15 protein-coding genes are annotated in these 12634 nt (G+C 68.9%); 5 read left to right on the plus strand and 10 right to left on the minus strand.

The window, feature by feature from the left end:
- Nucleotides 1-70: 70 nt before the first annotated feature.
- From VGU65_RS03635 to VGU65_RS03660, 6 genes are all read right to left on the minus strand, one after another.
- On the minus strand, nt 71-373 hold the full coding sequence (locus VGU65_RS03635; protein WP_327472959.1) for an Mpo1-like protein: 303 nt from the start codon (nt 371-373) through the stop codon (nt 71-73).
- Between the two features lie 71 nt (nt 374-444).
- Nucleotides 445-1503, minus strand: a complete 1059-nt coding sequence (locus VGU65_RS03640; RefSeq protein WP_327472961.1) for an NADH:flavin oxidoreductase/NADH oxidase — start codon at nt 1501-1503, stop codon at nt 445-447.
- A gap of 102 nt (nt 1504-1605) precedes the next feature.
- Nucleotides 1606-2457, minus strand: a complete 852-nt coding sequence (locus VGU65_RS03645) for a hypothetical protein (RefSeq protein WP_327472963.1) — start codon at nt 2455-2457, stop codon at nt 1606-1608.
- Nucleotides 2458-2587: 130 nt separating this feature from the next.
- Entirely contained in the window at nt 2588-3445 is an 858-nt protein-coding gene (locus VGU65_RS03650; RefSeq protein WP_327472965.1) for an alpha/beta hydrolase family protein, read from the minus strand.
- A 97-nt stretch (nt 3446-3542) separates the two neighbouring features.
- Complete coding sequence (locus VGU65_RS03655; RefSeq protein WP_091333775.1) at nt 3543-3752, minus strand: cold-shock protein; 210 nt, start codon at nt 3750-3752, stop codon at nt 3543-3545.
- Between the two features lie 258 nt (nt 3753-4010).
- Nucleotides 4011-4220, minus strand: coding sequence for a cold-shock protein (locus tag VGU65_RS03660; RefSeq protein WP_291193960.1), 210 nt, complete (start codon nt 4218-4220; stop codon nt 4011-4013).
- A gap of 314 nt (nt 4221-4534) precedes the next feature.
- On the opposite strand from VGU65_RS03660, the gene VGU65_RS03665 reads away from it, so the two are divergent.
- Complete coding sequence (locus tag VGU65_RS03665) at nt 4535-5038, plus strand: hypothetical protein (RefSeq protein ID WP_327472984.1); 504 nt, start codon at nt 4535-4537, stop codon at nt 5036-5038.
- 30 nt (nt 5039-5068) lie between these two features.
- On the opposite strand, the gene VGU65_RS03670 is transcribed toward VGU65_RS03665, so the two are convergent.
- Nucleotides 5069-6349, minus strand: coding sequence for a winged helix-turn-helix domain-containing protein (locus tag VGU65_RS03670; RefSeq protein WP_327472986.1), 1281 nt, complete (start codon nt 6347-6349; stop codon nt 5069-5071).
- Nucleotides 6350-6468: 119 nt separating this feature from the next.
- On the opposite strand from VGU65_RS03670, the gene VGU65_RS03675 reads away from it, so the two are divergent.
- Complete coding sequence (locus VGU65_RS03675; protein ID WP_327472988.1) at nt 6469-7077, plus strand: hypothetical protein; 609 nt, start codon at nt 6469-6471, stop codon at nt 7075-7077.
- Nucleotides 7078-7182: 105 nt separating this feature from the next.
- Nucleotides 7183-8268, plus strand: coding sequence for a phospholipase A (locus VGU65_RS03680; protein ID WP_327472990.1), 1086 nt, complete (start codon nt 7183-7185; stop codon nt 8266-8268).
- Nucleotides 8269-8401: 133 nt separating this feature from the next.
- On the opposite strand, the gene VGU65_RS03685 is transcribed toward VGU65_RS03680, so the two are convergent.
- Complete coding sequence (locus tag VGU65_RS03685; RefSeq protein WP_327472992.1) at nt 8402-8884, minus strand: FKBP-type peptidyl-prolyl cis-trans isomerase; 483 nt, start codon at nt 8882-8884, stop codon at nt 8402-8404.
- A gap of 100 nt (nt 8885-8984) precedes the next feature.
- Here VGU65_RS03685 and dacB point away from each other — a divergent pair, with 100 nt between their 5' ends.
- Nucleotides 8985-10490 carry a D-alanyl-D-alanine carboxypeptidase/D-alanyl-D-alanine endopeptidase gene (gene dacB / locus VGU65_RS03690; RefSeq protein WP_327472994.1) on the plus strand — a complete coding sequence of 502 codons (1506 nt, stop codon included), beginning with the start codon at nt 8985-8987 and terminating at the stop codon, nt 10488-10490.
- Between the two features lie 10 nt (nt 10491-10500).
- Here dacB and VGU65_RS03695 read toward each other — a convergent pair whose 3' ends face one another.
- On the minus strand, nt 10501-10986 hold the full coding sequence (locus tag VGU65_RS03695; RefSeq protein WP_327472995.1) for a glutathione peroxidase: 486 nt from the start codon (nt 10984-10986) through the stop codon (nt 10501-10503).
- A 103-nt stretch (nt 10987-11089) separates the two neighbouring features.
- Between VGU65_RS03695 and VGU65_RS03700 the strand changes: the two genes are divergently transcribed.
- Nucleotides 11090-11218 carry a hypothetical protein gene (locus VGU65_RS03700; RefSeq protein ID WP_327472997.1) on the plus strand — a complete coding sequence of 43 codons (129 nt, stop codon included), beginning with the start codon at nt 11090-11092 and terminating at the stop codon, nt 11216-11218.
- Nucleotides 11219-11238: 20 nt separating this feature from the next.
- Here the strand turns inward: VGU65_RS03700 and pncB are convergent, their stop codons facing one another.
- Nucleotides 11239-12420 (minus strand): nicotinate phosphoribosyltransferase, encoded by a 1182-nt coding sequence (gene pncB, locus VGU65_RS03705; protein ID WP_327472999.1) that lies wholly within the window; start codon nt 12418-12420, stop codon nt 11239-11241.
- Between the last annotated feature and the right edge of the window lie 214 nt (nt 12421-12634).

Below are 12634 nucleotides of genomic sequence, written 5' to 3' on the forward strand. Positions count from 1 at the left end.
CAGCGCTGCAGCGCTGGTGGACACCCGTGACTGGCTGAGCGAGCAGGACCAGGCGCTGGGCGCCTGAGCGCTACATGCGCTGCCGGCGACGCAGGATCTGCCAGTACATCACCCAGTCCCCGGCCAGGCTGTAGAGCGGGTGGCGGAAGGTGGCAGGGCGGTTCTTCTCGAACGCGAAATGGCCGACCCAGGCGAAACCGTAGCCCGCCAGCGGCGCGAGCCACAGCCAGCGCGCATCGCGCGTCGCGATCGCCACCACGATCACCAGCAACACCAGCGTGCTGCCGGCGAAATGGAGCCGACGGCAGGCGGGATGGCGATGCTCGTTCAGATAGAACGGATAGAACTGGCGGAAGCTGGTGAACTCGGTCATGGCGGCGGAACGCCCGGCAGACGGTAAGCCCAAGCGTGCGCCGCCGGCATGCCCGATTCAAGGTTCCGGCGCTACCAGGCGCGCCGGTACTGCACCGGTGCCACCAGCGATGCTCCCAGCTCCTGCGCGGCGCGACGCGGAAAGTACGGATCGCGCAGGCTCTCGCGGGCGATCAGCACCAGGTCCGCCTGCCCTTCTTCGACGATGCTGGCGGCCTGCGCCGCATCGGTGATGAGACCCACGGCGCCGGTGGCGATGCCCGCCTCGCGGCGGAGCCGCGCTGCAAAGGGCACCTGGTAGCCGGGGCCGACGGGGATCCTCACGTGCGACACCAGCCCACCGCTGGACACATCGATGAGGTCCACGCCCAACGGCTTGACCTCGCGCGCCAGCTGCACGCTCTGCTCGACGTCCCAGCCGCCCTCGGCCCAGTCCGTCGCGGAGACGCGCAACCACAGCGGCAACCGCTCCAGCCACACCTCGCGCACCGCCGCCAACACCTCGCGCAACAGCCGCGTGCGGTTTTCGAAGCTGTCGCCGTAGGCATCCTTGCGGTGGTTGCTGAGCGGCGATAGGAACTGGTGCAGCAGGTAGCCGTGCGCCGCGTGCACCTCGATCAGCTCGAAGCCGGCCTCCAGCGCTCGCTGTGCGGCGGCGCGGAAGTCCGCCACGACCTTGCGCAAGCCAGCCTCGTCCAGCGCCTGCGGCACGTGCCAGCCTTCATCGAATGCGATCGCCGAAGGCGCCACGGTGGGCCATGCACCCTGCCCCGCCGACAGCGGGCCACCACCCTCCCAGGGCGCGCGTGCGCTGGCCTTGCGCCCGGCATGCGCGAGCTGCACGCCGGCTACCGCGTGCTGGCTGCGGATGAAGGCGGCGATCGGGCGCCAAGCCTCGGCTTGCGCCTCGTTCCAGATGCCGGTGTCGCCGGGCGAGATGCGCCCCTCGGGTGATACCGAGGTCGCCTCGGCGACCACCGCCGCCGAACCGCCGACGGCACGGCTGCCCAGGTGCACGAGGTGCCAGTCATCCGGCAAGCCATCAGTGGCCGAGTACTGGCACATCGGCGAGACGACGATGCGGTTGCGCAGGGTCAGGCTGCGCTGTGCGAAGGGAGAGAACAGTTCCACGCGGCGATCCTGCAAGAAAGAGCCCACGAAATGACGACACGCGGGCGATCCTTCAAGAGCCTGTGGCGAAGGACGCATCGGGCGTGACGCGCTGACCGGACGTCAGGCTTGCTGCGAAAGGGGCTGCGGCACCAGCGGCAAGGGCCTGGCCACGGCCCACAGGGGCGCGTCACGGTAGCCGTCCAGCACGGCCCATGCGCCGCAGGCGATCGCCGAGGACATCAGGAAGGCCGTCCAATTGTCGTTGCCCGGCGCGGCGAGCAGGCGCGGAAGCCAGATGACGAGCGTGATGATGCTCAGCATCGCCGCCTCCAGCGCCACAGCCAGGCGCGGCAGCAAGCCGAGCATCACCGCCGCGGCGGCCACCAGGCTGGCCGAACCGGTGAACCAGGCCCAGCCCAGGTGCCAGGGCAGCCATGCAGGCATCAGCGCGACCGTCTGCGGCGCATAGACGAAATGCGCCAGCCCGATCGGCAGCAGCGAAAGCGCGAACAGCAGCCGCGCCCCGCGACTGCCGCCCGGGCGTCGACCGTGCAGCGCCATCAGCGTCCAGCCGCCGGCAAGGATCAGGCCGACCTCGGCCACGCCCAGCCAGGCCGCCTCCATGCCGGGCATCGCGACCAGGCCCGGCAGCTTCAGCAGCAGCGTCCACAATGCAAGCAGCACGACCAGCATGACGGCGGCCATCGTCGCCATGCGGCGTATCAGCAGGCCAAGCCCACAGGCCAGCTCCAGCACGGCGACCGCCGGCGCGATGGCGGCCTCGGCCGAGAGGTGCGCGACCGGCAGGTGCTGCCACACGCCGGCGAGATCGCCGTAAATGCATCCACGCACACCGAGCCCGATCATCGCGAGCGCCAGCAGGATCTGTCCGAGCCCTGGACGATCCGGCATGCGTGCGTGGGGAGGGACAGGACCGAGCAGGTTCAGGCGCAGGCGGTTCGACGCGGACATGGCAGCCTCCCGGATGGCGGTGCAGCATTATGACCCTGTCCGCACGGCAGTCCACACCGCCCGCGGCGCCAGGGCATCACAGTACCCGCCTCGGCCGCGCTGCAAACGGCTGCGCCTTGTCCGCAATTTTCTACGAGGCGCGGTCCAGCCAATCGGCGATGCGTGCGGCCACCGACTGGGGCGCTTTCATCCAGCTGAAGTGGTCGGCCTTCGCCTGCAGATCCTGGGGCGTCAGAAGCTCGCGCGTAACCTGCGCGCCGGGCAGCTTGCCGAGCAGCCACTCCAGCGATGCAGCCGGGCCCAGCCAGTCGTCGCGCAGGCGCAATGCGAGCACCGCGCCGCCGAAGCTCGCCATGCCCACTTCCAGGTCGCCCAAACCTTGCACCGCATAGCGGCCGGTACGCCCGCTGCGCGCCCAGTCGCGGATCACGCCGCGCGCCTCGTTGCCGCCGAAGCCGATTCGCCGTCCCGGGAAATGGCCGAACGCGTCGGCCAGCGCCGGCGCCGCCACGTAGGCGGCGCCGATCAACCAGGCGTGGCGGAATCTGCGCCAGTAGGGCGCGCCACTCGCCACCAGCACCAGCCCCGCCGCCTGTTCCGGTTGCATGCCGACATACGCCGCCGCCAATTGGCCGCCCAGGCTGTGGCCACCCATCCAGCAAGGCGCCTGCGGCCATGTCGCGCGCGCGGCGGCGAGTCCGGCTGGAAGATCTTCGCCCAGCAGCGTGCGGTAGCCCCAGTTTTGGCCGCGGCCCGCGCGCCGGTCGCTGGAACCGTTGCCGCGCCACTCATGCAGCGCCACCGCCGTGCCCCGAGCGGCCAGCGCCTGCGCCAGTGGCAGGTAGTGCTTCGCCGGCACGCCCATCGCCGGTAGCCAGTACAGCCAACGCGATGCATCGGGCGGACCGACCAGCAGCAGCTGGCTGGTCGCACCGTCGCCCGCGGTTGCGCGCACCGTGCGCGCCGGTTCGTCCCGGGTGGCTTCCATCGGCTCTCCGCCCAAAGGACACAGGCTAAGCGAAGCGGCGGCGTACCCACAAAAAAGGCCGGCTTGCGCCGGCCTTTGGCAAACGTTCGCTCTGCCCTCAGGCAGGAGCGACTTCGTCGGCCTGCAGGCCCTTCTGGCCCTGCACCACCTTGAAGCTCACCTTCTGGCCTTCCTTCAGGCTCTTGAAGCCCGTTCCGCTAATGGCGCGGAAATGCACGAAGACGTCGGGGCCACTCTCCCGGCTGATGAAGCCGAAACCCTTGGCGTCGTTGAACCATTTGACGGTGCCAATTTCACGATCCGACATGACTCACTCCGTTCTGCACGATGCTGAGACAAGTCGACCTCCCCTTTGGCCGACGGCTTACTGGGCATGCAGGGAGCGGGTGGAGCGAGGCGTGATTAGGGAATCCGGCCTCGGGGCACGCACGTGGACCGAGCAGACACAGTGGCTCAAGCATAACGGAATTTAGGTAAAAGCAATCCATGTCCAATGGCCCGCCTGGCGGCATAAAAAAAGCCGGGCATCGCTGCCCGGCTTTCTAGGCTTTTGCGGCAAACCGCTTTAGGCCGGGAGGACCTCGTCGGCCTGCAGGCCCTTCTGGCCCTGCACGACCTTGAAGCTCACCTTCTGGCCTTCCTGCAGGCTCTTGAAGCCGGTACCGCTGATGGCGCGGAAATGGACGAATACGTCCGGGCCGTTGTCGCGGCTGATGAAGCCGAAGCCCTTGGCGTCATTGAACCACTTGACGATACCCATCTGACGATCAGACATGAAACACTCCGTAGGATAGAGACTCGACCGCCGCAACATGCGGGGCCGACTTACTGGTGTGCAAGGAAAACCTAGGGGTGAATCGATGAAGCGCAGATCGTGATCGGCGGCATCGGGCCACAAAACTCTGGTGACCCCGGCAAACACAGTGGACGCATGATAGCCGGTACCGAATGCCGGCGCGACCGCCAAGCTGAACAGGCGGGCCGGTTCCGCGACCGGTCGGATTTCAGATTTTCTTCACGAGGCCGTTTGTCTAGTGTCCAGACCGCCAGCGCATCGGCAACCGTGTTGCCTGAGGAAATCCAAAAGCCATGAAGCCCGACCTTCCGCGCCTGACCGTCCTCCTGCTAGGTGCCGGCCTGCTGCTGGCCGGATGCGCCAGCCACCCCGCCCGCCCCGCCACGGCCACCGGTAGCCGTCCGCAGGCGGCACCCGAAAGCCAGCCGCAGCCAGGTACACAGGCGGGTGAACGCAATGGCCAGGTCCGCGCCCCGCGCAGCGGACGCCATGCCGGCGCCACCACCGAACCGGCCACCGAATTGCCGGAAAACACCGGCATCCCTGCCTGTGATGACTACCTGGCCAGCTATGTGGCCTGCCATCGCGCCGCAGCGATCTACAAGCCCGACCAGATCCAGGCCCGTTACGAGGCCATGCGCACCAGCCTGTTGCGCGACTCGCAGGATCCGCAGATCCGCCCCAACCTGGCGGCCCGCTGCAATTCGCTGGCCAGCCAGTTGCGCGAGGCCTTGCACGGGAAATCCTGCGCAGGCAGCCCAGCCGCGCCGAGCAGCCAGTCCGGGGGGAATCCCTAGCGCCGGTCGGCGCAGTCGCCGCGATCGCCCCTAGCGCGATGCGCCGGATACCTTCCAGTGCGAACGCAAGGCGCGCGCCAGCGCCGCGGGTTCGGTGCGCTCGAGGTGGACCGTGGGCGTACCGTGCCAACTTGCGGCGCGCGCAATCGCTTCGGCAAGGTCTGCCACCAGGCGCGGCGCGATTGCCTGGCCAGGCTCCAGGAACAGCGCCTTGACCTCGAACACGCCCTCGTCCCGGTGCGCCTTGGCATCCAGCCGACCGACCAGGCTGCCGCGCGACAACAGCGGCAGGACGAAGTACCCGTAGCGCCGCCGGTGGGCCGGCGTGTAGCACTCGATCGCGTACTCGAAATCGAACATGGCCTGGGCACGGGCGCGATCCCACACCAGCGGATCGAACGGCGAGAGCACGGTGGTATAGGTCGCCCGCAGCCGGCCCGACTGCGCCATCGCCAACAGCGGCGCATGCTCCCGATGCACGTAGCCGGGCCTGTCCCAACCGCGCACCGGCACCACCAGCAACTCGCCCGTGGCGACCAGCGGCGCCAGCTCCGCCTCGCCCACCGCAGGCTTGAGCCGGTAGTAGTCGGCGATCCAGCGCGCCTGCGTAATGCCCAGCGCACGTACGCTGTCCAGGACAAAGCGCCGACGCAAGCCCTCTTTGTCCAGTTCGCTCGGCACGAACCGCGGGTCGAGCCCGGCCAGCACGCGCTCGGCCAGGTCATAGACGCGCTGGAAGCGCTCGCGCCGCGGAACCATCAGTTCGCCCAGCGCGAACCAGGCCTCCAGCCAGCGCTTCTCCGGCTTCCATTCCCACCAGCCGCTGGCGCCGCGGTCCGCGCGCGGAAAATCGGCCGCGCGCACCGGGCCGGAAGTCCGGATGCGCTCGAGCAAGTCGTCCATCTGCGCGCGATGGTCACGGTGCATCCGCTCGGCATGTCGATGTGCCCAGTGCGCGCCGCGCTCGCGCCAGGCACGGTGCAGCGGCAGGTCCGCCGCGGGGACGAAGCAGGCTTCGTGCGCCCAGCACTCGGCAATGCGCCCCTGCGCCAACGCCCGGTCCAGCCAGGAGCTGTCGTAGTCGCCCAGACGGGAATGCAGCACCAGGTAGGGGCTGCGCGCCACCACGTGGATCGAGTCGATCTGCAGCAGGCGCATGCGCTCGATCGCCGCCACCACGTCGGCCGGGCGAGCGCGTCGCGCGGGCGGGCGCAACAGGCCCTGCGCGGCCAGGTGCAGCCGGCGCGCCTGAGCCGGATTCAGCGGCACGGAAGCGGACGGAATGGCGGGCAACGGCGGTGGTGGCTTCACGCAACCCTGTCGCGCAGTGTGAGGCGGCATTTACAAACCGTTTGTTAGCGTGCCGGAAGCGCGGCAGCCTATCGATTGCCTGTGCGCGCGCTCCCGCATTCTGGCATGGAGTATCAATGATGAAACCCCGCAAGCCACTGCTGTTCGCCCTGGCAACCGGCTCGCTGCTGTTGTCCGGCGCGCTGCTGGCGCAGAACCAGCCGATGCCGCCGCCGAGCCCGACCAATCCCGCGCCTCCGCCGCCGACCGCGCCCATGCCGCCGGGCTCGCCGCAGTCGACGATGCCGCCGACACCGCCGCCGCAGCCGAATCCGGCCGATACGCAACCCGCGCCGCCGACCAGCCAGGGCATGCAGCAGACCATGCCGCCGCCGGCCTCCAGCGCGCCCCCGCCGCCCGCCGGCCAGATGGACCAAGGCATGAAGGGCGCCAATCCCCAGGGCGGCGTGGACAACCAAGGCGGAATGAGCCCTCAGGGCGGAATGAACGATCACGGCGGCATGAACAGCGCCGGCGCAGGCGCCAACGTGGAATTCAAGTCCTCGATGCCGCCGGCACCCGACACCGGCCCGACGCCGGACTTCAGCCAGCTGGCCAACGGCAAGAAGTTCATCACCATGAAGGAGGCGGCGAGCTATCCACCCCTGGCCAACGATTTCGACCACGCCGACCGCAATCGTGACGGCCGTATCACCCAGCGTGAGTACGATCAGTGGAAGTCGCACTGAGTCTTTCCGACACTCCCCCTCGCCGGCCCAAGTGGCCGGCTTTTTTTGTCACCGGTCCGGACCCGCGTCGCTAGACTGGCCCCTTGCGACCCGGAGCCTGTCCCCATGAAACGAACTCTGACCGTGGCATGCACGCTGCTCGGCAGCGCATGGGCCTGCGCTGCGCGCGCACAGAACCCCAGCCCGATGGACATCCGCGCCTGTACCGCCATCGAGAGCGACGCGCAACGGCTGGCCTGCTACGACCACGCCACCGGCCGCGTCAACCTGCCGGCGCCCAGAAAGCGCACGGACGAAGGCACGATGCCCAGCGTGTTCGGCCACGACCTCCATGCACGCGCGGTGGTCGACCAGGCCAAGCCAGCGGTAGCCGCACCGCTGTCGCTGCTGGACAGCCGCTGGGAACTCTCGCCCGAAGCCAAGCTCGGCACCTTCAACGTGCGCGGCTACAAGCCGGTCTACGTGCTGCCGGTGTTCGCCACCAGCAACCAGAACGCCAGCCCGCACAGCCCCAATCCGCTCAACACGGTGACCACGCCGCAGCAGCTGCAGAACATCGAGGGAAAGTTCCAGCTCAGCCTGAAGACCAAGCTCTGGCAGGGCGTGTTCGGCGATGCCGGCGACTTGTGGCTGGGCTATACCCAGTCCTCGCGCTGGCAGGTCTACAACAGCCGCATCTCGCGCCCGTTCCGCGAAACCGACTACGAGCCCGAAGCGATGCTGGTGTTCGACACCCACTACGACGTGTTCGGCTGGGACGGGCGACTGCTCGGCATCGGCATCGATCACCAGTCCAACGGCCGCTCCAACCCGCTGTCGCGCAGCTGGAACCGGGTGGTCGCCGACGTCGGTTTCGAGCGCGACGGCTGGACGCTGATGCTGCGACCGTGGTGGCGCATCCCCGAAGGCGGTCCTGACGACAACAACCCGGACGTCAGCGATTACATCGGCCGGGGCCAGATGCAGATCGTGCGGGAATGGGGCGGCCAGGAGTTCAGCCTGCTGCTGCGCCATTCCCTGCGCGGCGGCAGCCGCAGCCACGGTGCCGCCCAGTTCAGCTGGAGCTTCCCGATGGCCGGCAACCTGCGTGGCTACGTGGAATTGTTCAAGGGCTACGGGGAGAGCCTGATCGACTACAACCACAACGCCACGTACTTGGGCCTGGGCGTGTCGCTGCTGGATTGGTACTGATCGCGGCGATGCCGATCGACTCCACGGCTAGGTCTCTCGCCGGAGCGGCATTGGCGCACGCGCGGATCTCTGTTCCCCTTGGTGAAAAGGAAAAAAGGCCGCGTGTACGTCCGCGGCCTTTGCCGGTACCGGCTCAGTGATGATGGCCGCCCGGGCCGTGCACGTGCCCATGTTCGAGCTCTTCCGCGCTGGCCGCGCGCACGTCGGTCACCTCGACGTTGAAATGCAGGGCCTGCCCTGCGAGCGGATGGTTGCCGTCGATGTGCACCTTGTCCGGCTCCACGCGCACCACCGTGACGTTGATGACGCCCTGCGGTCCGCGGCCCTGGAACTGCATGCCGGGCTGGATGTCCTCCACGCCCTGGAACGCCTCGCGCGGCACTTCCTGCATCAGCTCGGCGTGGCGCACGCCGTAACCTTCCTCCGGCGACACGTCGACCTTGAACTGGTCGCCCGCCTGGCGGCCGGCCATCACCTTCTCCAGGCCAGGCACGATCTGCCCGGTGCCGTGCAGGTAGGACAGCGGCTCGCGTCCCTCGGAGCTGTCGATGACGCGTCCTTCGTCGTCGGTCAGCGTGTAGTGGAAGGAGGCGACGGTGTTGTCTGCGATCTGCATGGCGTTCTCGTGATCGGTGGATAAGCCAGTCTATCAGCTAGGGGTGCAGGCCCCGTCACACCAGCCTGCGCAGTGGCGCCGCGGTTGCCATACTGCGGGCATGAATCCATTGCGCCTGCTCCTGCCGCTCGCCCTGGCCCTGCTTCCGCTGCGGGCCGCCGCGATGGACCTGGCCGCCACACGCGCCGCCATCGACGCACTCATCGCACAGCCGCGCTACGCCGCCGCCCGCTGGGGCATCGCGGTGGTTTCCCTCGACAGCGGCCGCACGCTCTACGCACACGACGCAAACAAGCTGTTCATGCCCGCCTCCACCGCGAAGCTGTTCACCGCCGCGCTGGTGCTCAACGGGCTGGATACCGGCTACCGCATTCCCACACGCATCCTCGGCCCGGCGCCTGGGTGGCGCGGGCGCGTGGACGGGCCGATCGTCCTCTACGGCATGGGCGACCCCTCGCTCGGCGCCGACCCGCTCACCAGCGGCTGGGCCGACGCGCTGGCCGCGCAACTGGCCGCGCGCGGCGTGCGGCGCGTGCGAGGCGACCTGATCGCCGACGCCACCTATTTCTCAGGGCCACCGCTGGGCGACGGCTGGGAGGCCAGCGACCTGCTGAGCAGCTTCGCCGCGCCGGCCTCGGCGCTGGGCGTGCACGAGAATCAGGTGCGGCTGACTGTCACGCCCTCGGCGCGTGCCGGCGAGCCGGCGCAGCTCGCCCTCGATCCGTCCGTCGCGATGCGTCTGGACGCCCGGGTGCAGACCGCGCCAGCGGGAACGCTCGGCGATCTCAACCTCTACCGCGCGCCGGGCAGCGACCTGCTGCACGCCTTCGGCACGATCGCCGTGCAGGCTCCGGCGCGCAGCTTCCGCCTGGCGATGGACGAGCCGGCACGCGTGGCCGGCGCCGAGCTGCTGCAGGCCCTCGGGCGCCTGCACATCGCCGTGGACGGGGAACTCCGCGTGCGCCGCTGGCCGCAACCGCGCAATGCGTCGCAAGCGGACCTCCACGTGCTCGCGGAGGTGCTTTCGCCACCGCTTGCAACGCTCCTGCGCACGGGCCTGAAGCGCTCGCAGAACCTCTACCTGCAGAACCTCCTGCAACTGGCCGGCCTGCGCGCGCAGGTCTTCGCAGGCGCCGCGGCGCCTGGCGGCTTTCTCACTTCCGCCGACTGGGGATTGCAGGCGCTGCGCCAACTGCTCGACCGCATCGGCGTTCCCCCGTCGGCCAGCCTGATCGGCGAAGGTACCGGCCTGTCGCGCCGCGACCTCACCACGCCCGATGCGCTGGTGCGCTTGCTCGCTTTCCTCGGCAACGGCCCGGACGCCGGGTTGGTCCGCGACATGCTGCCGATCGCCGGCGTCGACGGCACGCTGGCCGCACGCATGCGCGGCACGCGCGCCGCCGGCAACGTGCAGGCCAAGACCGGCAGCATGAGCTACGTGAACGGCCTGGCCGGCTACGTCACCAGCGCCGCCGGCGAACACCTGGCCTTCGCGATCCTGCTCAACGACTACGATCCGCCGGCGGGAACGCCGGCCAGCGCCGACGTGGATGCCATCGCGGTGTGGCTGGCCGAGCTGGGCGAGCCCGGCGCGGCCCCACCCTGAAGCGGGAGGCTCAGGTGCCCAGCCTGGCCGCCAGGTCGCGGCCGATCTTTTCGGGCGTGTCGGTCGGCGCGTAGCGCCGCGCCACCTGGCCCTCGGGGTCGACCAGGAACTTGGTGAAGTTCCACTTGATCGCCTTGCTGCCGAGCAGGCCCCGGCCCTCGCGCTTGAGCCAGCGATAGAGCGGATGGGCGTGTCCGCCGTTGACCTCGACTTTGGAAAACAGCGGGAAGCTCACTTCGTAGTTGAGGCTGCAGAACTGGCGGATCTGCTGCTCGTCGCCGGGCTCCTGGTGCCCGAACTGGTCGCAGGGAAACCCCAGGACGGTCAGGCCCTGCTCCTTGCGAGCCCGCCACAGCGCCTCCAGGCCCTGGTACTGCGGCGTGAAGCCGCACTTGGAGGCGACGTTGACGATCAGCAGCCAGCGCCCACGCCATTCGGCCAGCGACCGGTCATGGCCCTCGATGTCGCGCGCGGTAAAGTCGTAGACGCTGCCCATGCACTTGCCTCCGTAGCGTGGCGGCAGTCTACGCCGGCGGAGGCATGCATATGCACATGAGCGAAGGTCATTTCCGCCCCCGCCGCCGGGGAGCGACGCTGCCATGATGGATCTGCTTATCTGCGCCCTGGTCGCACTCGCCACCCTGATGCTGCTGGCACGCTCCGCCTGCCGCGAGGCACCGCGGCGACCGCTGAGCGCCCGTTTCCCCCGCGACGACAGCTTCCCCTAGGACGCGCGCTCCGCGCGGGCTCACGCCTCCGGCGGAATGTCGAACACCTGGCGCAGGTAGGCCACGTAGGCCGGGTCGTCGCACATGTTCTTGCCCGGCGAATCGCTGAGCTTGGCCACCGGCTGGCCATTGCAGCGGACCATCTTGATCACGATCTGCAGCGGCAAGGGGCCCACGTCGTTGGTGAGGTTGGTGCCCACGCCGAAGGCCAGCTGGCAGCGCCCGCGGAAGTGGCGGTGGAGCTGCATCACGCGGGGCAGGTCCAACGCGTCGCTGAACACCAGGATCTTGGTGCATGGGTCGACGCGGTTGGCGCGGTAATGCGCCAGGACCTTCTCGCCCCAGACGAACGGGTCGCCCGAGTCGTGGCGGGTACCGTCGAAGAGCTTGCAGAAATACATGTCGAAATCGCGCAGGAAAGCATCCAGGCCGTAGACATCCGACAGCGCGATCCCCAGGTCGCCGCGGTATTCCTTCGCCCAGGTTTCCAGCGCCACGCGCTGTGAATCACGCAGGCGCGGCCCCAGCGCCTGGTGCGCCTGCAGGTATTCGTGCGCGAGCGTGCCCAGCGGCGTCAGGCCGAGCTTCCAGGCCAGCCATACGTTGCTGGTGCCCGCCAGTTGCTCGCCCAGGCCATCGCGCAGCGTGCGCACCACTTCCTCGTGCCACGGGCGCGAAAAGCGCCGGCGCGTGCCGTAGTCGGCGATGCGGCAGTCCGCGTACTCCTCCTCGCCGCGCAGCAGTTCGATCTTTGCGCGCAGGCGCCGGCGCCCCTCGGCGAGGTCCAGGCCTGGCTGGGTGTTGCGGAAGTACACCTCGTTGACGATCGCCAGCAGCGGCACCTCGAACAGGATGGTGTGCAGCCAAGGGCCGACGATGCGTATCAGAAGCTCGCCGGTGCCCGACGGCGCCGGCGCGATGTCCACGTATTTGGCGTTGAGCTGGAACAGCGCCAGGAAGTCGACGAAGTCGCTCTTGATGTAGCGCCAGCCGCGCAGGTACTCGAGCTCCTCGGTGGTGAAACGCAGGCGGCACAGGGCATCGAGCTCGGCACGGATCTCCTCGATGTAGGGAACCAGGTCGACGCCGGGATTGCGGCACTTGAACCGGTATTCGACCTGCGCGGCCGGATAGTGGTGCAGCACCACCTGCATCATCGAGAACTTGTACAGGTCGGTGTCGAGCAGGGACTGGATGATCATGCGTGCGCCGGATGGGATCCGGTGCACCGGATCGTCCCGCCCATTATCCGCGCGGCGGCCCGATGCCGGCCAGGCGATGCCGCGATCGGGCATGGCGCATCAGCAGCAATAGGAACGGCCGGCCTTCGCCGGGTTCGGCGCGGCGGCGTCGAGCCCGGCTCTGCGCATGCTCCTCGGGGGACTGTTCGAGCACCCAAGGTACGCCACCGTCGCC

It is taken from the genome of Frateuria sp. (assembly GCF_035943815.1).
Lineage (GTDB): Bacteria > Pseudomonadota > Gammaproteobacteria > Xanthomonadales > Rhodanobacteraceae > Frateuria_A.